The sequence below is a fragment of the Devosia sp. Leaf64 genome (assembly GCF_001421945.1).
Lineage (GTDB): Bacteria > Pseudomonadota > Alphaproteobacteria > Rhizobiales > Devosiaceae > Devosia.
In genome coordinates this window covers 394,747-415,897 of sequence record NZ_LMLO01000021.1, presented here as the reverse complement: position 1 = coordinate 415,897, position 21,151 = coordinate 394,747, and the positions used below count along the sequence as shown (strand labels likewise).

Sequence of the window (21,151 nt, the reverse complement as noted above, 5' to 3'; positions counted from 1 at the left end):
CCGCGATTATCGCGGGCCTCTTTTTCATTAGCTCGCTGTAGCGATCAGCGTGGCGTTGCCGCCGGCTGCGGTGGTGTCGATGCAGACGTGGCGCTCGTGCTGGAGGCGGCCGATGTCGTCGGTGCTGGTTAGCAAGGGCAGGATAGCGCCATCGCGGCCGGCGAGCGTCTTGCGGATCCGTGCCAGGGTGGCATCGTCGCCGAACCAGGCTATGGCGTCGAAATTGGTCGCGTTGGCCAGTTGGAAATTGTCAAGCGCGGCGACCATAGGGATGCAGCGGGCCTGATCGGCCATGACCTTTTGCGCCGCGATATCGGCTTCGTTGGGGCCAAGGCAGAGAAGTGTGCCGCGCGGCAGGACGTGGAGGACGTTGCTTTCGCCTGTGGGGCCCGGCAGGGTTTCGGCGCTTACCTGGAGAGGCGCAGGGCTCTTGGTAAAGCGCGGAAGATAGTTCGGACCACCTGCCTTGGGGCCGGTGCCGGAAAGGCCCTCACCGCCGAACGGCTGCGAGCCGACCACCGCACCGATCTGATTGCGGTTGATGTAGATATTGCCGGCGTGGACCGCGGCCGAGACCTTTTTCACGCGGCTCGAAATGCGGGTTTGCATACCGAAGGTTAGGCCATAGCCGGAGGCATTGATGGCATCTATGACGCGGTCGATCTCTTCAGCCTTAAAGGTTGCGACGTGGAGGACGGGCCCAAAAATTTCTTCGGGAATGTCCTCGATGCCGCCGACGCGGATGACGGTGGGTGCGACGAATGTGCCGGTGGCGGGCGCCTTCATGGCGTGGATGACCTTGGCGGCATGCTGATCCACGTAAGACTGGATTTTCTTGCGCGCCGGTTCATCGATGATCGGGCCGATATCGGTGGCGAGATCCCATGGATTGCCGATGGTCAACTCTTCCATCGCGCCCTTGAGCATGTCGATCGTGCGTTCGGCGGCGTCTTCCTGAACGTAGAGGATGCGGAGCGCGGAGCAGCGCTGGCCGGCGGACTGGAAAGCCGAAGCAAGGATATCGCGAACGGCCTGCTCGGGAAGCGCCGTCGAATCGACGATCATGGCGTTGAGGCCGCCGGTTTCGGCGATCAGGGGCGCTTTCGCGTCGACATGGTCGGCCATCGCGCGGTCGATGCGATGGGCCGTCGGCAGCGAGCCGGTGAAGGCGACCCCGGCGATGCGCGCATCGGAAGTCAGCGCGGTGCCGACATCGGGGCCGCCCGGCATGAGCTGGACAGCGTCGGTCGGGATGCCGGCTTCGTGCATCAACTGCACGGCGCGGAAGGCGATGAGCGGGGTCTGTGGCGCGGGTTTGGCCACGACAGGATTGCCGGCGACGAGTGCCGCGGCGATCTGGCCGGAGAAGATTGCCAGCGGGAAATTCCACGGCGAGATGGCAATGAAAGGACCGCGGGCGGCGCCAAGCGGCTTGGCTTCTGCCTCGGCTGCGTAATAGCGGAGGAAGTCGACCGCTTCGCGGACTTCGGCCACCGCGTCTGCCGAGGACTTTCCGGCTTCGCGGGCGAGGAGTGCGAAGAGTTCGGCGCCGTTGGCCTCGTAGAGGTCGGCGGTCTTGCGCAGAAGTTCAGCGCGGGTACCGACTGCGGTCTGGGGCCAAGTGCTGGCAACGGCCGCCGAGATCGCCGCAGTGACGCCTGCCGTGGACGCTGAGATGACCTGGCCGACAATGTCAGTGGGGTCAGCCGGATTGACAACAAGGGTCGTTTCGTTGGCAGCGTCGGCGAGCGGCAGAGGCGTGGCGAGCCACTTTGTCTGGCGGAAAGCTTCGCGGGTAGCATGCACTTCGCCGAGGGCGACGGGATCGGTCAGGTCAAGGCCGGCCGAATTGCGACGCGCGCCGAAGATGGCATCGGGCAGCGGGATGTTGGGGTTTGCGAAGGTGTCGAGGGCGAGCAGCTTGGCGATCGGGTCTTCGGCGACCTTGGCGGCCGGGATGTCTTCGTCGGCGATCTGATAGACGAAGGAGCCGTTGGCGCCATTTTCGAGAAGGCGGCGCACGAGATAGGCGAGGAGGTCCTTGTGCGGACCGACCGGTGCATAGATGCGCGTGCGGGTGCCGTGATTGGTGCGCAGCACTTCGTGGAGGCGCTCACCCATGCCATGGAGGCGCTGGAACTCCAAGGTATCGTTCATGCGGCCGGCTTCCGCCGCCAGATACAGGACAGCAGCAGCCGTGTGGGCATTGTGCGAGGCGAACTGGGGATAGATGCGCGACTTGGCGAGGAGCTTTTTGGCCGCGGCGATATAGCTGACGTCGGTGATGGCCTTGCGGGTGTAAACCGGGAAACCCGGCAGACCGAGGACCTGGGCACGCTTGATTTCGGCGTCCCAATAGGCGCCCTTCACGAGACGCACCATGATCTTGCGATCGTACTTTTCTGCCGTTGCTTCAAGCCAGTCGATCAACGGCAGCACGCGCTTGCCATAGGCCTGGACGACGACGCCAAAGCCTTCCCAGCCAGCGAGCTCGGGTGTGGCCAGCACGGCTTCGATGATTTCCATCGAGAGATCGAGCCGGTCGGCTTCTTCGGCGTCGATGTTGAAGCCCATATTGGCTTGCCGGGCCGCGAGAGCCAGCTTGCGGGTGGCATCAACCAGTTCGATCAGCACGCGCTCGCGCTGGGCATATTCGTAGCGCGGGTGCAGCGCCGAGAGTTTTACCGAAATGCCGGGATTGTCGCGCACGGCGGGAGAGGTGCAATGCGGGGCGAGTGTGGCGATGGCGTCGGCATAGGCCTTGAAATAGCGCTTGGCGTCTTCCGAGGTGCGAGCGGCTTCGCCGAGCATGTCATAGGAATAGCGGTAGCCTAGGGCTTCGGGCTTTTTCGCATTAGTGACGGCTTCGTCGATGGTGCGGCCGAAGACGAACTGGCTGCCAAGGAGGCGCATGGCCTGACCGACGGCGGTGCGGATGACCGGCTCGCCAAGCCGCGCGATGGCGCGATGGAGGGCGTTCTTGGGGCCCACTTCGGGATCGCCGAGCACGTCTGCAGTGAGGTTGAGGGCCCAGGACGAGAAATTGACCAGCGGACTGGAAGAGCCGCCGAAATGGCTAGCCCAATCGGAGCCGCCGACCTTGTCGTGGATCAGCGCGTCGACGGTTTCGGCGTCGGGTACGCGCAGCAGCGCTTCGGCCAGCGACATCAGGGCCACGCCTTCGTCGGTCGCTAGGCCATATTCAGCGAGGAAGCTTTCCATAAGGCCGAGCTTGTTGCCCGAGCGCACCGATGTCACCAGCTTTTCGGCATGCGCTGAGATCGTTTTGCGCGTGGCATCGTCGAGGCCGGTGGCTTCGATCAGTTCCGGGACGAGGGTGTTTTCATCCGTATAGATGCGGGCGCGCATGGCATCGCGAACGGCAGTGGTGTCGGTCATGGGGTGCACTCAAAAGCGTTGCCTCAAAATGCCAGAAGCACGAAAGGCGTTTCGCCTATTTTTCTGGCCGCCTCGTGACTGCCATGATAATTCGTGAGCGCAAGACAGGCGAATGAACCATGAAGACCGTACTTCTCGAAACTTTGGACCAGATTGACCGCCGAATACTCGATGAACTGGCACGTGATGGTCGCCTGAGCGTTGCCGAGCTCAGCCGAAGGGTCAATCTGTCGAAGACGCCGTGCCAGGCGCGGATCAAGCGACTGGAGACCGAGGGTTATATTCTCGGCTATCGGGCGGTGATCGATCCCGAGCGTTTGGGACTGCCGCATGTCGCCTTTGTCGAGGTCAAACTTTCGGACACGCGAAAGGCCGCGCTGGCTGCATTCAACAAGGCCGTGCGTGCACTGCCCGAGGTCGAACAAGCGCATATGATCGCGTCGAGCTTCGATTACCTGCTCAAGGTGCGCACCAAGGACATCGCAGCCTATCGCGAGGTATTGGGCGAGAAGATTTCCGCCCTGCCGCATGTCGCTCATACGAGCACACATGTGTCAATGGAAGCCGTGAAGGACGATGCCGACTAAAGTTGTGTGCGAAGCGAACCCTAGCCTAAAAATTGGACTTGTGCGGACTGCGCCGCAAAAATAGGCTCGCATTGCAATCACTAGAAGCCAGGAGCCCCGCCTGGCAAGGAACAAGACATGTCACGCACGATCAAAGCCGCCCTGCTCCTGGGCCTCGCTTCAGCCAGCCTTGCTACGCCAGCCTTCGCTCAGGGCAAGACGCTCACTATTTCCTGGTGGGGTTTTAATGGCGAAAAGCTCGAAGAATTCGTTCTCGCGCCCTTCCGCGAACAGTGTGGCTGCGAAATCCAGTTCGAAACCGGCAACAATGGCGAGCGCCTCAACAAGCTGCAGATCCGCAATGGTGCCGGCGTCGACGTCGCCTATTTCTCCGACAGCTTTTCGCAGCAGGGCATCGAGCTCGGCCTGTTCCAGCAGCTCGATCGCAGCAAGCTGACGAACCTCGATGGTCTTTACGACCTCGCCAAGGATCCGCAGGGCGGCTATGGCCCGGCCTATACGATCGGCCGCGTTGGCATCGTTTATGACTCGGCCAAGGTAACGACGCCGATCACCTCATGGAACGACCTGTGGCGCGAAGATCTCGCCTCGTCGCTGTCGCTGCCGGGCATCACGACCACGGCCGGTCCGATGGTTGTGGTCAAGGCCGGTGAGCACCAGGGCGTCGATGCCTTCGCCGATGCCGATGGCGCCTTTGCCGGCATTGAAGCACTGAAGCCGAACGTGGTGAAGAACTACAACACCGGCTCCGAGATGATCAACCTCTTCTCGACCGGCGAAGTGACCGCCGCCGTGGCGCAGGACTTCACACTCGGCCAGATCCAGGCTGCCGTGCCGTCCGTCGTCTGGGCCGATCTCTCGGAAGGCTCGATCGCGACGCTCAACACCGTCAATATTCCGAAGGGCGCTGCCGAGCCGGAACTGGCCTACCAGTTCATCAACTTCATCCTCTCCCCGGAAATCCAGCAGAAGCTGGCCGAGGAGGGCGTTGACGCGCCGGTGGTGAAGTCGGTCGAACTGACGCCAGAACAGGCTTCGCTGTGGACCTATGGCGCGGACGTGATCGCCGGCCTCCAGAGCATCGACTCCGCCAAGCTCAATGCTGCCAAGGGCGGCTGGGTGGATCGCTGGAACGAAATCTTCGGCATGTAAGATTTTGAGGTGTCGGGGTGTGCAAAACGCCCCGACACCCACTCTTTCATTCCCGGCGCGTCCGGAATGCCCTATGCACTGCCAGATAGAGATTCCCGTCCTTTGGGAATGAGCCGGTGGTTGAGGGACCACCGCAGCAAAGGCCAAGGCCAATGAAACGCTTAGCAGGTTGGACGCTCGCGTCGCCCGCCACTCTCCTCGTGCTCCTTGGGCTGGTCGCCCCGGTAGCGGCGACAATTTATACGACGTTCGGTACGCCCGGCGGTCCCCTCGCCACCTATCAGGCATTCTTTGCCAGTGGTTTCCGCCGCACTGTTTTACTGCGCACAATCAATGTGTCGCTGATTGTCACCGTCATCGCGCTGGTGATCGGGTTCATCACCGCCTATGTCGTGTCGCGCGCGCCAGGCTGGCTCAAATCCATCCTGATCGTCGCGGCGGTGTTTCCGCTGTTGACCGGTGTGGTCGTGCGCTCGTTCGCCTGGCTGATTATTTTGGGCAAGAACGGCATTCTCAATTCGTCGCTGATCAATCTCGGGATCATCAGCGAGCCGCTGCAGATGCTTTACACGCAGGGCTCCGTGATCGTCGCGATGGTCTATCTCTTCGTGCCGCTGATGGTTCTTACCCTCGTTGGCGTGCTCGAAGCCATTCCCGATGACCTGATCCAGGCGTCGGCTTCGCTTGGCGCCAATTCCTGGGCGACATTCACCCAGGTCATCCTGCCGCTCGCCGTGCCGGGCCTGATCGTCGGCGCCGTGCTTGTCTTTACCGGTAGCTTTACCTCTTACGCCACACCGCAATTGCTGGGCGGTGAGCAGGTGATGATGATGGGCACGCTGATGTATCAGCAGGCCATGGTGACCTTTGATTGGGTCAGCGCCTCGACCATCGCCGCCATCATGGTGGTGATCACCATCGCCATCGTGGCCGCCATGAATGCCGCAGCGCGGCGCCTCAACCCGATGACTGTATGATGCCGACAAAACTCCACCCTGCCCTGATCGGCTTCACCGTCCTCGTCTTCATTTTCCTTGTGGGGCCGCTGGTCATCGTCGTTGGCTCGGCGCTGAGCGACACGACCTATCTCACCTTCCCGCCGCAGGGCCTGAGCCTGCGCTGGTTTCAGAATATCTTTGAAATCGACGCGTTTCGGCGCACCATCCTGACCAGTCTGCAAGTTGCAGTGATTTCGACCTTCGTCGCTCTAATCATCGGCATTCCGGCATCCTATGCGATGAGCCGCTATCGCATCCAACTGCCGCGCTGGCTGTCGACGCTGTTCATTTTGCCGGTGCTGGTGCCCGAATTGGTTCTGGGCTTCTCGCTGCTCAAAAACCTGGCCTTCCAGTTCAATGCGCCGATCTACCTATCGCTGATCATTGGGCACACGATCCTGATCCTGCCCTATGTGATCCGGGTGATTTCGGCCTCGCTGGCCTCGTTCGATTTCTCCATCGAGGAAGCTGCGATCAGCCTAGGTTCGCCGCCGCTGAAGACTTTCTTCACGGTGCTCTTGCCCAATGTGCGGTCTGGGGTCATCGCGGCGTTCATTCTGGCCTTCATCACTTCAGTCAACGATGTGTCGATCTCGATCTTCCTGACCGGACCGGGCATTTCGACCCTGCCTATTCAGCTCCTTGCGCATATGGAGCAGTTTTTCGATCCTACCGTCGCTTCGGTTTCGGTCATGCTCATGGTGCTCACCGTGGCCGTGATGGCCACTGTCGAGCGCACGCTGGGCCTCACCTTCCTTGCCAAATAGAGGTCTGCCGTGACCAAGCCACTGTCCATTCGCAATATCACCGCCCACTACGGCCAGACCAAGGTGCTTGAGGACCTATCGCTCGATATCGGCGAGGGTGAGCTCGTTTCGCTTCTCGGTGCTTCCGGTTGCGGCAAGACGACGACGCTGCGTCTTGTTGCAGGCTTCCTGCAACCGACCTCAGGCACGATTACGCTTGGCGGCAAAGACCTGACGCGACTCCCTGCGCATCAGCGTGATATCGGACTCGTGTTCCAGAACTATGCGCTGTTCCCGCATCTCAGTGTCGCCGACAATGTCGGCTTTGGCCTCAAGCAGCGCGGCGTTTCCGGTGCGGACAAGACCAAGCGGGTCAATGCCATGCTCGAGCGCGTCGGTCTTGCCCATCTTGCCGAGCGCCTACCCGGTGCATTGTCCGGTGGGCAGAAGCAGCGCGTGGCGCTGGCGCGTGCATTGGTCATCGAGCCGCCTCTGCTGATGTTCGACGAGCCACTTTCAAACCTCGACGCCAAGCTGCGCGTCGATATGCGTGTTGAGATCCGTCAGTTGCAGCGCGCCAATGGCACGACCTCGGTTTATGTGACACACGACCAGGAAGAGGCGTTTTCGATCTCGGATCGTGTGGCGATCATGCATGCGGGCAAGATTATGCAGCTCGATACGCCTGAAAACCTCTACCAGCGCCCGGCCAATGCTTTCGTGGCGCGGTTTGTCGGCTTTGAAAACCTTGTCCCGATGAAGGTCGTGGCGCGCGATGGGGCGCAGGTGACAGCCGAAGCGGCGGGTGGGGTGAAACTGACGCTGGGGCTCGAGCATTTTGGCGAGATCCCCGATGCGTTCGTGCTCGCCTGCCGTGCCGATGGGCTTTCAGTCACCGACAACATGGCCGTCGAAGGCATTCCGACGACGCTGGGGCTGCGGACTTATCTCGGCCGCGCCTATCAGTATCAGAGCGAAACGGCGGCCGGCACCTTGGTGGCCAATGGTCCGCTGTCACGGCCGCTGGAGCCGGGCTCGGCGGCGAAGCTCGTGCCGGTGCCTGATCAGTGCACGATTCTGGCCGTGGAATGACCATCCTTCTGACCCATGCCTTGGTTGTCACCATGGACGATGACCTGACCGTTCATGAGAACGGCTGGGTTGAGATCGAAGGGCCGCTGATCAAGGCGCTGGGCTCGGGAACGCCGCCCAACGTGGCGGGCGCCGAGATCGTCGATTGCGGCGGCGATATCGTTATGCCGGGCATGGTGAATGCCCATTGCCACATGGCGATGTCGGTGTTTCGGGGTCTTGGTGAGGATGTCGACGATCGGCTTTATCGCTACATCCTGCCGCTCGAACGCAAATTCGTGTCGCCGGAAATGGTGCGCGCCGGATCGGCGCTGTCGGCTCTGGAGATGATCCAAGGTGGCGTGACGACGGTCGCGGATATGTATTACTTCGAAACCGAAGTGGGCGATGTTTGCGCCGAGGCGGGATTGCGCGCCATTGTCGGACAAACGCTCGCGGACTTCGATCCGCCGGATCACAAGAACTTCGAAGAGGGTTTTGCGCGCGTCGAACAACTGGTTGATCGGTACAAGGATCATCCATTGGTGACACCATCGATCGCGCCGCATGCGCCCTATTCGACCGGGCTCAAGACCATGGCGCAGGTGGCTGACTGGTCGGCGGCCCATCCCGATGTGCCGGTGCAGATGCACCTTGCTGAAAGTACTCTCGAGGTGAAATGGGCGCTCGACAATCATGGCAAGTCGAGCGTGGCGGTGATCGCGGAATCTGGGCTCCTCAAGCCAAACCTGATTTGCGCGCACTGTCTACAGCTTGATGATGCGGATATCCTGCAGATGTCGATCGAGCAGGTCTGCGTCGTCACCAATCCGCGTTCGAATGGCAAGGCGGGACGCGGGATCGCGCCAGTCGAGAAGATGCGCAATGCGGGCCTGCCTGCCGGGATCGGCAGCGATGGCGCGATGAGCGGCAATACGCTCGATCTCTTCAGCCAGTTTGCGCCGGTCTCGATGTTTGCCAAGCTCCTGGCCGGATCGCGCAAGCCGCTTCCGGCTGTCGAAGTCATTCGGATGGCAACGATCGAAGGGGCGCGGGCGCTGAGCCTCAACCTCAAGACCGGATCGCTCGAAGTCGGCAAGCAGGCGGACCTGATCCGCATTAGCCTTGCGGCGCCGCGTCTGCATCCGATGTACGATCCCTATTCGGCGCTGGTCTTTGCGGCCATGCCATCGGACGTGACCGACACGATGGTCGCGGGCCGTTGGTTGATGCGTGACCGGCAGATCCAAACTATGGATAAGAATAAGGTCGTTGCCGATGCAAATCAGATTGCGCGGCAATTCAAAGCCGAGATGGAAAGGATCGACCGCCTGAACTAGCGCGCAAAGCGCGGTGCGGTGGTTAAATGGTGCGATCATGAAGAAGCGCGTTATCATCGACACCGATCCCGGCCTCGACGATGCCCTGGCCATTCTGTTCGCTTTGGGGTGCGGTCGCTTCGAGGTGCTTGGGCTGACCACGGTCGGCGGCAATATCGGACTTGATCGGACAACGCTGAATGCAGGCGGCCTGCTGGCCGTTATGGAGCGTGGTGATATCCCGGTTATCCGCGGTTCCGATGTGCCGCTGACGCGCGAGCAGCAGGACATCATCGCCATTGTACATGGCGCGGATGGGCTCAAGGGTATCACCCTGCCCGAGCCTTTGGCTCCCGCATCTGACGGCGCTTCGGCCTGGATTGCCTCGACCTTGGCCGTGGCAGAGCCCGGCAGCATCGACATTCTGGCGCTGGGACCGCTGACCAATATCGCGCATCTCGTGACCGAACATCCCGAGGTCGTCGGCTTGATTGGCGAGATCATCGTCATGGGCGGGACGCTGAATGAGCCAGGCAATTCGGGACCGAATTCCGAGTTCAATTTTGCGACCGATCCGGAGGCGGTGTCGGTGGTGCTTGGTAGCGGCGCCAAGGTGACGGTCGTGCCGCTCGACGTAACCCGAAAGGTTCGGGCGCAATTGGACTATGTCGAGGCGCTGCCGGACACGCCGCATGGTACATTGGCGCGCGAAGTCCTGGGACAATATATGCAGGATGGCCGGCAAAGTCGGGCCCTCCACGATCCTTGCGTGATGCTCCTAGCGCTTGAGCCCGGCATCTTCCGGCTGGAAAAGCTCGCTCTCGATGTCGATCTCGGCGAGCCACCGGATGCCGGCCGACTGCTTTTGGACAAGCGCGGATCGCTGGTCAACGTCGCGCTGTGCGTGGATGCAGAGCGCGCCCTGGCGCTGTTGCGGACCGGTTTCGTCTGATCAGGCCGGAAGTTCCTGCTCTACGAGCGTCGTCCAGAAGTGTGCGCCAGTTGGGATCGCGTCGTCGTTGAAATCATAGCGCGAATTGTGATGCAGCGCGCCATCGACAGCGGGGCCATTGCCGAGCCAGACATAGGCGCCGGGGACTTCGGCGCTGAAAAAAGCAAAATCATCGCCGGCCGTGGATGGCGGGAAGTCTGTGACGACGGGGCGGCCAGTTGCTGCCGCGGCGGCGCGAAGAGCGCGGTGTGTCGCGTCGGGGTGATTGACCACAGGCGGGATGCGGCGGAGAAAATTGTAGTCGGCTTCGATGCCGAAGGTAGCCGCAATGCCTTGAGCTACAATGCCGATTTCCTTTTCAAGCAGGTCGCGCACCTCTGGCGTATAGGCGCGCGCGGTGCCGCCGATGCGCACGGTGTCGGGGATGACGTTGAGAGCCTTGAAGTCACCGGCGTCGAGCGCGCAGGCGCTGATTACGGCGGGCTGGAGTGGGTCGACGACACGAGCGACAATGGTGTGGACGGCGGCGAGGAAATGTCCTGCGGCGGTTATGGCATCGCGGCCGAGATGGGGCTTGGCGCCGTGGGTGCCTATGCCTTTGAAGGTCACGGTCCAGCTGTCCGATGATGCCAATTGCGGGCCGGCGACGACCGCCATCTCATCTGTCGCAAGTCCAGGCATATTGTGGAGGCCATAGACAGCGTCCACGGGGAACAGTTGCAAAAAGCCTTGGTCCAGCAGGGCCTTGGCGCCGCCCCTGCCCTCCTCTGCAGGCTGAAAGATGAAGTGGACGGTGCCTGAAAAATTGCGTGTGCGAGCGAGATGGCGTGCCGCGGCGAGGAGCATGACGGTGTGGCCATCGTGGCCGCAGGCGTGCATGGTGTTGGGCGTTTCCGACTTATAGGGACGGTCGGCAAGCTCGGGCATGGCAAGCGCATCCATGTCCGCACGCAGGGCGATGCGGCGGGTGCCGGTGCCGATTTTGAGCGTGCCGACGACACCGGTTTTGCCGAGGCCGCGATGGACTTCGATGCCCGCTTCACTGAGCTTTTCCGCGACTACGGCACTGGTGCGGACCTCTTCGAAGCCGAGTTCGGGGTGAGCGTGGAGATCGCGACGCAGCGCGGTCATGGCTTCGAGTTCGAAGGGATCGTTGCTGCCCAATTGCATTGGCCTTACCGTCTTGCGATAGAGTTCTGGGACATAGCTTGCGGGTTACACACCGATGAATCAAGGACTTGGCGCGAGTTTTGAGCCGCATGAATTCTGGCAGGCCTTTTCGGCGCCAGGCAGTTTCGAACCGGAGCCGGTGGATGGTCATCTCGGCTTTTATCCCGCGAAGATGGCGGACGGGCGGCAGCTCTGCTTGCCGCTACGGGTGCTGCCGGGTGATGGCAAATCGGTCGTCTCTTCGCTGATCTTGAACCAGGCGAGTTTTACCGTTGAGGACGGTTTGGCAGCGGCCCTTGTCATGCTGCTGCGGGCGAAGGCGCCGGAATTTATCATTGGCGTGCCGACACTTGGCTTGCCACTGGCGTCCAATGTGGCGCGGCGGCTGGGGCATACGCGGATGGTGCCGCTCGGGACGTCGCGGAAATTTTGGTACCGCGATGACCTCTCGGAGCCAATGAAATCGATCACCAGCCCGACCGCGGCAAAGACGCTCTATATCGATCCCCGTATGCTGCCGCTTTTGCGGGGTAAACGGGTGGCGGTGGTGGATGATGTGATCAGCTCGGGCCAGTCGATGGGCGCGGTTTTGCGGCTTTTGGCGAAGGCGGAGATCGAGCCGGTGGCGATCGGCTGCGCGATGTTGCAGGGGCGGCATTGGGAGGAGCCGCTGGCGGCGTGGCTCGACCGGATTGTTGCGCCGTTGCGGTCGCCGCGGTTTGTGCTCAATGAAAAAGAGCGTTGGGTGCCAGAGGTTTAGCTCTATCGCGTGCCGGGGAGAGGCATGGCTTCGATCTCTCTGAGGACTTCGATCATGCCGGCGACATTTGCTTCGGCGATGATTTTCCCCTTCTCGGCGGTGGCGAGGGAAGCGTCGCCGACGGCGCCGGATGGGTTGATGTCGGAGGCGATCCAGGCATAGGTGTGGCCGAAGGCGCCTGTTGGCCTAAGATATTGAAATTGCTGCTCGTCTCGCGCTGCGACGGAGACGAAATTCTCCGCTTTCGACATGTCCACAAGGTACGGTTTGAAGTGGAGGATGAGCGAGGTTTCGGCGTCGCCGCCGTGAATGCCGTGGCGGCGTTCAAGGTCGCTCAAAACGCCCGGTGGGGTGAAACGCCAGCCGCTTTTGACGGCGAGCATGCCGGCGCGGACGCGGAGTTCGCGGGCGACGATGCCCATGATTTCTTCGTTGCCGCCATGAGAGTTGATGAAAATCAACTTCTTAACCCCGACGCGGGCGACTTCGAGACCGATCTGGGTCCAGGCATCGATAAGGTTGGTGGCCGTGTGGGTGATGGTGCCCTTGGCCCAGATATGTTCGTTGGATTTGCCGATCTGCTGCACTGGCAGGATGCGGATATCGAGGTCGTTCGGGCAACATTCCGTTAACATCGAAAGCATGGAAGCGTTGATTATGCTGTCCGTGCCGACCGGCAGGTGCGGACCATGCTGCTCGACCGCCGCGATGGGCAGGATGGCGATGGTCTTCATAGGGTCGAGCCCTTCGAATTCGCTCGCCGAGAAATCGGTCCACCAGATTTTGCGCATCATAGAATTCCTCAGGCTGGGCCGGCGGCGATGACTTCGATCTCGATGACGAATTCGGGCCGGGCGAAGCCGGAGACGATCATCAGAGTCGAGGCGGGATAGGGCGCAGCAAAGAGCGCATTGCGGACGCCCATATAGTCGGGGAGATGCTCGCGCCCGGTGACATAGGCATTGATGCGGATGATGTGTTCGAGGCCGAGGCCGGCTTCGCGGAGGATGGCCGCGATGTTGTCGAAGCAGAGCTTGGTCTGACCTGAGCAATCGGGCGGGACGGTCTTATCAGCGGCGATGCCCAATTGGCCGGAGCAGAAGACGAGACGCTGGCCGGGCGGGACGACGATGCCGTGGCTATAGGGCGCGAAAGGCGGATGGATATCGGTCGGGTCTAGGACGGTGGTCATGGTTATCCAAAGCTTGCGAGGCGAATGCTAAGCCAAAGGTAAAGCGCTTGACCAGCCCTTTCAGATATAAATTGCACGCATAGCAGGCATTCACTTAAGCTGCCTATTTTTTGGGTTTTCATCTGCAGCCAAGTGCGGAAGGGTGGGCGCAGGGTGAAGGAGATCGCCCAATCAATCAGCTCCGCAACGATCGGAGCAAGGGAACGCAGCAGATGCACGCAACACTCAAGACGACCATCCTGGCCGCCATGGCCTTTGCCGCCACGCAGGTTTCGGCCCAGGAATTGGACAAGGTCACTTTCGCAACCAATTGGCTGGCCCAGGCGGAACATGGTGGCTACTACCAGGCGATCGCAGACGGCACCTATGAAAAGTACGGTCTCGATGTGACCATCATGCAAGGCGGGCCGCAATCGCCGGGCCGGCCGATGCTGGTTTCGGGCCAGGTACAATTCTACATGGGCGGCGCGACGGGCGCGATCAACGCGGTCAAGGAAGGCATTCCGACGATTACGCTCGCGGCGATTTTCCAGAAAGATCCGCAGATCCTGATGTCGCATCCGGGCAAGTTCGCGAGCTTTCCGGAGCTTGCCGGCGCCTCAAAATATATCCTCAGCGCCGATGGCTTTAGCGGCTACTTCACCTGGATGAAGTCGCAATGGCCCGAATTCGTCGATGAAAAATATGAGCCCTACCAGTTCAATCCGGCTTCGTTTCTGGCCGACGATATGGCGATCCAGCAGGGTTACCTGACCTCGGAGCCGCTCGCCATCGAGCGCGAAGCCGGCTTTGCGCCCGATGTGTGGCTGCTCGCCGACAGTGGCTACGCCCCTTATTCGACCACGATCGAAGCGATGAAGCCTTGGGTCGATGAGCACCCGGATATTGCCAAGCGCTTTGTGGAAGCGACGATCATCGGCTGGTCCAACTATCTTTATGGCGACAACAAAGCCGCCAACGACCTGATCAAGTCCGACAATCCGGAAATGACGGATGACCAGATCGCCTATGGCATCGAGAAGATGAAGGAATATGGGATTGCCGTCTCCGGCGATGCAGAAACCAAGGGGATCGGCTGCATGACCGATGCCGGCTGGAAGACCTTCTACGACTCGATGGTCACCGCAGGCGTCTTCGAAGCCGGGATCGACATTACCCAGGCCTATACGACCGAATATGTCTGCCAGGGCCTTGGCGTCGACCTCTTCAAGTAATTGTTCCGACACCGGCGCGGACACGACGTCCGCGCCGCTCCGACCCTAGAGTGGGCGATTTACTTTGACCGATTTGACGATTTCCGCGCCGGCGACAGCGGCGCCACCGAGTACTTCCAAACTTGTCGTGTCGATGCGGCATGTCAGCAAGCTCTTTTCCAACGGCACTTTGGCGCTCAAGGACATGTCGCTCGATGTGCAGCGCGGCGAGTTTTTGAGCCTGCTCGGGCCTTCGGGTTGCGGCAAATCCACCGCCTTGCGCATTATTGCCGGGCTGGGTGCGCCAAGCTCGGGCACGATCGACTGGCCCTCCTCGCAGATCAGCAAGAAGGGATTGCCGGAGGGCGATGTCGGCTTCGTCTTTCAGGAACCGACGCTGATGCCCTGGCAGACGGTTTGGGGCAATGTCTATCTGCCGCTGCGGCTGCGCGGCGTCTCCAAGGCCGATGCCAATCCGGCAATCATGGAAGTTCTGGCCTCGGTTGGCCTTGCCGATTTCACCAAGTCCTATCCCCGCGAGCTTTCGGGCGGGATGAAGATGCGCGTGTCGATCGCGCGGGCGCTAGTGACCAAGCCAAAGCTTTTGTTGATGGATGAGCCCTTTGCGGCGCTCGACGAGATCACGCGGCAAAAACTCAACGACGATGTGCTGCGCCTCTGGCGCGAGACCGGGATCACAGTGATCTTCGTGACGCATTCGGTGTTCGAGAGCGCCTTTCTGAGCAATCGCATCGTCGTCATGCGCTCCCGGCCGGGACAGGTCTATGCCGACCTGCCGCTCGAGACCTCGGCGGTGCGAGACGAGAACTATCGCACTTCGGAAGAATATCGCGTGACGACCGACACGGTGTCGCGCGCGCTTCAGGAAGCCATCATGCGGGGAGCCCAGGCGAAATGAGCGACGCCGTTTCTTTTGACAAGGCTTCGACCGAAGCCGGCACCGACAGCCAGGTCGTCATTCCGATCAGCCGATCGAGCACTGCCGAGCGTGTGCTTTCGATCGTCGTGCCAGTGTTTATGGTGCTGTTGGCGATTGCCGCCTGGCAGGCGCATGTCGTGATCAACCAAGTGCCGCGCTATATCATGCCAGCGCCGCTCGATGTGGTGAATGCACTCTTTACCGATTGGGGGACGCTGGCGCCATCGCTGCTAGTGACCCTGCGCATTACCGTCATGGCGCTCGGGATTGCGCTGGTCGGTGGGGTTGGGCTTGCGATCATTCTGGTGCAGAGCCGCTGGATCGAGCTGGCGCTGTTTCCCTTTGCGGTGATCCTGCAGGTGACGCCGATGATTGCCATCGCGCCGCTGCTCATCATCTACATGCCCGATACCCAATCGGCGCTGCTGACCTGCGCCTTTGTCGTGGCGTTCTTTCCGATCCTTTCCAACATGGTCGCGGGGCTGAAAAGCGTCGACCACAACCTCCTCAATCTCTTCGAGCTTTATGGCGCGAGCCGCTGGCAGACGCTGATCCATCTGAAATTGCCATCGTCCCTGCCCTATTTCGCGGCGGGGCTGCGGATTGGCGGGGGCCTGTCGCTGATCGCGGCAGTGGTGGCGGAATTTGCGGCGGGTTCGGCGGGTAAGGGTTCGGGACTGGCGTTCCGACTGCTCGAATCCGGCTATCGGCTGAATTATCCGCGGCTTTATGCGGCGCTGGTGCTGCTGATGATGACGGGTGTCGCGATCTTTGCGCTCACCTCGCTGATCTCTTGGGCGATGCTGCATCGCTGGCACGAAAGTGCGCTGAAGCGGGAGAATTGAGATGGGGGTGCAGGCGATTTTTATGGGCTGGGGCGCAGCACTGCCGATCCCGCCGGGTATGGATTTGCCATTTGGTATGGGAGGCCAAGAAAGGCCCCCTCACCCGCCGCTTCGCGTCGACCTCTCCCCCAGAGGGAGAGGTGAAGCGTGGTTCACCATCGCTGGAGTGCTCAAAGCGATCGCGACGTCATTCCCGCGGAAGCGGGAATCCCTTCCGCGTCGCAGAGATTCCCGCTTTCGCGGGAATGACGCGGTGAGTGGGGAAGCACGCGCTGGGTTTGAAGAAGCGTCGGAGCAGACAAGGCGGTTAAGGGAATACTGCCTGCTGCGCGGGAGGGTTGGGTTGTGAGTGTTTCGGTTCCGGCGGATGGCCATTATGCCGTGGTCAATGCCAATGTGCCGGCTTCGGTGCTGGGTGAGCCTGCCTCGGGTGCATTGAAGACCGTCGATATCACGATTGCCAATGGGGCGATTGCGTCGATCGGGCCGGCGGGGTCGGCGACTTTGCCGCAGAAGATCGATATACGCGGCGATATCGTGTTGCCGGCTTTTGTCGATCTGCACACGCATCTCGACAAGGGGCATATCTGGGCGCGGAAAGAAAATCCGGACGGCACCTGGATGGGGGCGCTCAAGGCAGTGCTCGCCGATCGCGAGGCCAATTGGGCGGCGAGTGATGTCGAGCGGCGCATGGATTTTTCGCTGCGCTGCGCTTTTGCGCATGGCACGGCGGCGATCCGCACCCATCTCGACATGGCGCCACCGCAGCATGAAATCACCTGGGACGTTTTCTCGGCCATGCGCGAGCGCTGGGCCGGGCGGATCGAACTGCAGGGCGCCGGGCTGATGGGGCCGGACACGATCCTCGATGCGGAGAAGCTTCGGGCAGTTGCGACCTCGACCAAGGCGGCCGGTGGGATTTTGGGTGGATCGACCGCGGTGCATCCGGACAATCCGCTGATCATGCGGAAACTGGTGGAGATTGCGGGCGAGCTGGGGCTCGATATCGATCTGCATACCGACGAAAGCCCGGATCCTGCAGCCAATGCGCTGGAGTGTCTGGCGGATGCGGTGATCGCAAGTGGATTTAACGGGTCGGTAACGGCGGGGCATTGCTGTTCGCTGGCGGTGCAGGACAGCGAGACCGCCAAGCGCGTAATCGACAAGGTGTCGCGGGCGGGGATTGCCGTCGTGTCGCTGCCGATGTGCAATATGTATCTGCAGGACCGGGACAATAGCGACGGCGTGCGGACGCCGCGCTGGCGCGGGGTGACGCTGCTCAATGAATTGAAGGCGGCGGGCGTCAAGGTTGCCATTGCCTCGGACAATACGCGCGACCCGTTTTATGCCTATGGCGATCTCGACGGGTTCGAGGTGTTTCGCGAGGGCGCGCGGATCTTGCAGTTCGATCATCCGCAGGCCGAGGCTTTGGCCTGGGCGCGGGCAGTTTCGGCGGATCCCGCTGCAATTGCCGGATTTGGCTATACCGGTGAGCTGGCGGCCGGGGCGCCGGCTGATCTCGTGCTCTTCAAGGGGCGGAGCTGGACCGAACTGATGTCGCGGCCGCAGGCCGACCGAACCGTGATCCGTGCCGGACAGGCGATCGACACCACTCTCCCCGATTACCGTGAACTCGACGACTTGATGGGCCAAGCATGAGCATTGCAGCATTCCGCGCCGAACTGGGCGACATTCCGCAAGAAGACAATCCGCGCATCGTGCAGCAGCGCAGCCGCGACCATTATTGGTATTCGCCCGTGCTCAAGGCCAAGCTCGATCATGTGACGGCCGAGGTGGTGGTTTCGCCGCGTAGCAATGAGGAAGTGAAGACCGTCTTGCGCGCCGCGTATAGGCATGGCGTGGCGATCACGCCACGCGGGGCGGGAACGGGCAATTATGGGCAGGCCATGCCGCTTTCGGGCGGGGCGATGCTCAACCTGATGAACATGGACAAGGTGCTCGAGATCAAGAAGGACCGGGTGCGGGCGCAAGCCGGTGCGGTGCTCGAAAAGCTCGATCATGAGACGAAAGCGGCCGTGGGTGGCGAATTGCGGTTTCATCCATCGACCTATCGGATGGCCTCGCTCGGCGGGTTTATCGCTGGTGGCTCGGGCGGGGTCGGGTCGATCCGCTGGGGCGGGTTGCGGGCGCTTGGGTCTATTCTTGGGCTAAAAATCATCACCTGTGAGGCGGAGCCGCGGGAGCTGGACCTTGTGGGCGAGGATATCCTCAAGGTCGCGCATGCCTATGGGACCAATGGCATTATCGTCGAAGCGGAAATGCCGTTGACCGAGGCGCATGACTGGATCGATGTGATGGTCGGGTTCGACGATTTCATCGAGGCGGCAGCGTTTTCGGAAAAGCTCGCGAAGCAAGACGGCATCCTGCTCAAGGAGCTTTCGCCCTGCGCGGCGCCTATTCCGCAGGCCTATTTCAACCGGCACAAGCCCTATATCAAGGATGGGCAATCGGTCGTCTTGATCATGGTAGCGCCGGTTTCGGTCGAGGCGCTGGCCCTGTTCGTCGGGCACCATGGGGGCGAGATGCTCTATCGCTCGGACAAGGCGAGCGAGGAGGAACTGAAGCGCCTGCCGCCGATCTATGAACTGGCCTGGAACCACACGACGCTGCGGGCGCTCAAGGTCGACCCGACGATCACCTATCTGCAGACGCGCTATCCGACGATCGAGCATGTGAAGAAGATCGTTGGGCTGCTCGGCGACGAATTGCCGATGCATATCGAGATGACGCGGCAGGATGGGCTGGTAACTTACGCCGGGCTGCCGATGGTGCGGTATACGAGTGAGGAGCGGCTTGAAGAGATCATCCGCATTCACGAAGAGAATGGCTGCGACGTGTTCAACCCGCATCGGTTCACGCTCGAAGAAGGCGGGATGAAGCGGACGGACCAGAAGCAATTGGCGTTCAAGCGCGAGGCTGATCCCAAGGGCATTCTCAACCCGGGCAAGATGATCGCCTGGGAGAACCCGGATTTCGACTTTTCCTCGGGCAAGGCCTGGCTCTTTGATGGGCTCAACCCGGTGCACGCGGCCTGATGCGCGTTCATGTCATTCACGCGCATCCGGTCGAGACAAGTTTCAACCGGGCGCTTTACGGGGCGGCGATCGAGGGGCTGAAGAGCGCGGGGCATGAGGTCGATGCGCTCAATCTCTATGACGAGGGGTTTTCGCCGGTTCTGACGCGGGAAGAACGGCTGAATTATCATGATGTGCCGGGGAATTTGACGCCGGCGATAAAACCCTATGCGGATCGGTTGCAGGCAGCGGATGCATTGGTCGTGGTGCATCCGGTTTGGAATTATGGGTATCCGGCGATCCTTAAGGGATATTTCGACCGGGTGTTTGTGCCGGGCGTGTCCTTTATCATGGAGGGCGGCGGGGATCGCGGGCGGCTCGTGCCGTGCCTCACCAATATCAAGAAGGTCGCGTTTGTGACGACCTATGGCGGCAATCGCTGGCGGACGTTCGTGATGGGTGATCCGCCGCGGCGGATTGCGATGCGCTGGGGTTGGGCAACGTTTCGGACGCGGCCGAAATATCTGGCGCTTTATGACATGAACAATGTTTCGCCAGCCGGGCTCGAAGGGTTTCTGGGCACGGTGCGGAGCGAGCTGGCGCGGTTCTGAGCCACTAAAGTTGAGTGCACAACGGATGCTGTGCGCTTGCATTGAAACCGGTTCTTGCTCAGAGAATGAGCAGCAGGGAAGCCGGATGAAGTTTTCGACACGAGGGATGATATGACAGAGAAATTCGTTGCCGGACGGCGCGTGTTCGTTTCGGTGCTGGCAGCCGGCATGGCGTTGGCGATGAGCGGCGTGAGCTTTGCGCAGGACCTGACCAAGGTCGCCGCGATCTGGACCGTGCCGGTGGAGCAGCAGTGGGCGAGCCGGTTGCACAATGCGCTGACGGCAGCCGATGAGCGCGGCGAGATCGAATATGTCTATTCGGAAAATATCTCCAACACCGACTATGAGCGCGTGATGCGCGAATATGCCGAGCAGGGCGTGAGCCTGATCGTCGGCGAGGCCTTCGGTGTCGAGCAGCCGGCGCGCGCCGTGGCTTCGGAATATCCCGAGATTTCGTTCCTCATGGGGTCGAGCCTGCCACCGGCAGAGCCGAACTTTGCGACCTTCGACAACTTCATCCACGAGCCGAGCTACCTGACCGGTATCGTTGCGGGCATGAAGACCGAGAGCAACAAGATCGGCATGGTCGGTGGCTATGCCATTCCCGAAGTGAACCGGTTGATGAACGCCTTCAAGGCGGGCGCGCTGTCGGTCAATCCGGACGTGACCTTCTCGGTGAGCTTCATCAACTCCTGGTATGATCCGCCGAAGGCCAAGGAAGCTGCTTTCGCCATGGTCGATGCGGGTGCTGACATTCTCTATGCCGAACGTTTCGGCGTTTCGGACGCAGCCAAGGAACGTGGCATTCTGGCGATCGGTAATGTGATCGATACGGCGGCGGATTATCCGGGCACGATCCTTGCGAGCGCGCTCTGGCATGGTGAGCCGATGATCGACAAGGCCATCGCCGATGTGAAGGCCGGTTCGTTCACCGCTTCGGATTATGGCATTTATGCCTTCATGGAATATGGCGGTTCGAGCGTCGTGATCGACGAGGCGCTGGCTGGGCCGGAAGCTGTTGCGGCGGCAAAGGCCAAGGAAGAAGAGATTTTGGCCAAGACTTTTACGGTCGAGATCGACGATAGCGAGCCGACGTCTTCGCAGTGAGCTTTTAGGGGTTTTACCCCCACCTAGCCTCCCCCTGATAGGGGGAGGGATAGCATCGAGTTTTGAGGCGGGCC

At 61.1% G+C, this 21,151-nt stretch carries 19 protein-coding genes; 15 read left to right on the top strand and 4 right to left on the bottom strand.

The features are described from left to right. Positions 1–27: 27 nt before the first annotated feature. Positions 28–3,399 carry a bifunctional proline dehydrogenase/L-glutamate gamma-semialdehyde dehydrogenase PutA gene (gene putA, locus ASE94_RS14890; protein WP_062631054.1) on the bottom strand — a complete coding sequence of 1,124 codons (3,372 nt, stop codon included), beginning with the start codon at positions 3,397–3,399 and terminating at the stop codon, positions 28–30. Positions 3,400–3,518: 119 nt separating this feature from the next. Here putA and ASE94_RS14885 point away from each other — a divergent pair, with 119 nt between their 5' ends. The 7 genes from ASE94_RS14885 to ASE94_RS14855 all read left to right on the top strand — a co-directional run bounded on the left by ASE94_RS14885 (position 3,519) and on the right by ASE94_RS14855 (position 10,224). Then, the gene (locus ASE94_RS14885) at positions 3,519–3,986 is read left to right on the top strand and encodes an Lrp/AsnC ligand binding domain-containing protein (protein ID WP_062631053.1); all 468 of its coding nucleotides are present in this window, start codon (positions 3,519–3,521) and stop codon (positions 3,984–3,986) included. Positions 3,987–4,103: 117 nt separating this feature from the next. Next, positions 4,104–5,138 (top strand): ABC transporter substrate-binding protein, encoded by a 1,035-nt coding sequence (locus ASE94_RS14880; protein ID WP_046141457.1) that lies wholly within the window; start codon positions 4,104–4,106, stop codon positions 5,136–5,138. Positions 5,139–5,290: 152 nt separating this feature from the next. Beyond that, positions 5,291–6,115: an ABC transporter permease gene (locus tag ASE94_RS14875; protein ID WP_061907078.1), complete on the top strand. Its 825-nt coding sequence runs from the start codon at positions 5,291–5,293 to the stop codon at positions 6,113–6,115. Next, a complete protein-coding gene (locus ASE94_RS14870) occupies positions 6,112–6,903 on the top strand; it encodes an ABC transporter permease (RefSeq protein WP_062631052.1) in 792 nt (263 codons plus the stop codon). Before ASE94_RS14875 ends, ASE94_RS14870 begins: the two co-directional genes overlap by 4 nt. A gap of 9 nt (positions 6,904–6,912) precedes the next feature. Continuing rightward, positions 6,913–7,974: an ABC transporter ATP-binding protein gene (locus ASE94_RS14865; protein WP_062631051.1), complete on the top strand. Its 1,062-nt coding sequence runs from the start codon at positions 6,913–6,915 to the stop codon at positions 7,972–7,974. Further along, the gene (locus tag ASE94_RS14860; RefSeq protein WP_062631050.1) at positions 7,971–9,293 is read left to right on the top strand and encodes an amidohydrolase; all 1,323 of its coding nucleotides are present in this window, start codon (positions 7,971–7,973) and stop codon (positions 9,291–9,293) included. Before ASE94_RS14865 ends, ASE94_RS14860 begins: the two co-directional genes overlap by 4 nt. A 37-nt stretch (positions 9,294–9,330) precedes the next feature. Continuing rightward, positions 9,331–10,224, top strand: a complete 894-nt coding sequence (locus tag ASE94_RS14855; protein ID WP_062631049.1) for a nucleoside hydrolase — start codon at positions 9,331–9,333, stop codon at positions 10,222–10,224. Here the strand turns inward: ASE94_RS14855 and ASE94_RS14850 are convergent, their stop codons facing one another. Next, positions 10,225–11,394 (bottom strand): M20 aminoacylase family protein, encoded by a 1,170-nt coding sequence (locus ASE94_RS14850; protein ID WP_062631048.1) that lies wholly within the window; start codon positions 11,392–11,394, stop codon positions 10,225–10,227. It lies immediately after the preceding gene. Positions 11,395–11,449: 55 nt separating this feature from the next. Between ASE94_RS14850 and ASE94_RS14845 the strand changes: the two genes are divergently transcribed. After that, complete coding sequence (locus ASE94_RS14845; protein ID WP_062631047.1) at positions 11,450–12,154, top strand: phosphoribosyltransferase; 705 nt, start codon at positions 11,450–11,452, stop codon at positions 12,152–12,154. Positions 12,155–12,156: 2 nt separating this feature from the next. Here ASE94_RS14845 and ASE94_RS14840 read toward each other — a convergent pair whose 3' ends face one another. Together ASE94_RS14840 and ASE94_RS14835 are read right to left on the bottom strand one after the other, a co-directional pair. Then, on the bottom strand, positions 12,157–12,948 hold the full coding sequence (locus tag ASE94_RS14840) for a creatininase family protein (protein ID WP_062631046.1): 792 nt from the start codon (positions 12,946–12,948) through the stop codon (positions 12,157–12,159). Positions 12,949–12,956: 8 nt separating this feature from the next. Next, complete coding sequence (locus ASE94_RS14835) at positions 12,957–13,346, bottom strand: RidA family protein (protein ID WP_062631045.1); 390 nt, start codon at positions 13,344–13,346, stop codon at positions 12,957–12,959. Positions 13,347–13,558: 212 nt separating this feature from the next. On the opposite strand from ASE94_RS14835, the gene ASE94_RS14830 reads away from it, so the two are divergent. From ASE94_RS14830 to ASE94_RS14795, 7 genes are all read left to right on the top strand, one after another. Next, a complete protein-coding gene (locus tag ASE94_RS14830; RefSeq protein WP_062631362.1) occupies positions 13,559–14,560 on the top strand; it encodes an ABC transporter substrate-binding protein in 1,002 nt (333 codons plus the stop codon). 133 nt (positions 14,561–14,693) lie between these two features. After that, a complete protein-coding gene (locus tag ASE94_RS14825; protein ID WP_062631044.1) occupies positions 14,694–15,458 on the top strand; it encodes an ABC transporter ATP-binding protein in 765 nt (254 codons plus the stop codon). Further along, positions 15,455–16,324, top strand: coding sequence for an ABC transporter permease (locus tag ASE94_RS14820; RefSeq protein WP_082461231.1), 870 nt, complete (start codon positions 15,455–15,457; stop codon positions 16,322–16,324). The genes ASE94_RS14825 and ASE94_RS14820 overlap by 4 nt, the downstream gene beginning before the upstream one ends. A 345-nt stretch (positions 16,325–16,669) precedes the next feature. Next, positions 16,670–17,983, top strand: coding sequence for a cytosine deaminase (locus ASE94_RS14810; protein WP_062631042.1), 1,314 nt, complete (start codon positions 16,670–16,672; stop codon positions 17,981–17,983). Next, entirely contained in the window at positions 17,980–19,380 is a 1,401-nt protein-coding gene (locus ASE94_RS14805) for an FAD-binding oxidoreductase (protein WP_062631041.1), read from the top strand. The genes ASE94_RS14810 and ASE94_RS14805 overlap by 4 nt, the downstream gene beginning before the upstream one ends. Next, positions 19,380–19,970: an NAD(P)H-dependent oxidoreductase gene (locus ASE94_RS14800; RefSeq protein WP_062631040.1), complete on the top strand. Its 591-nt coding sequence runs from the start codon at positions 19,380–19,382 to the stop codon at positions 19,968–19,970. The genes ASE94_RS14805 and ASE94_RS14800 overlap by 1 nt, the downstream gene beginning before the upstream one ends. A gap of 111 nt (positions 19,971–20,081) precedes the next feature. Further along, positions 20,082–21,077 carry a BMP family protein gene (locus ASE94_RS14795; RefSeq protein ID WP_062631039.1) on the top strand — a complete coding sequence of 332 codons (996 nt, stop codon included), beginning with the start codon at positions 20,082–20,084 and terminating at the stop codon, positions 21,075–21,077. Positions 21,078–21,151 lie beyond the last annotated feature (74 nt).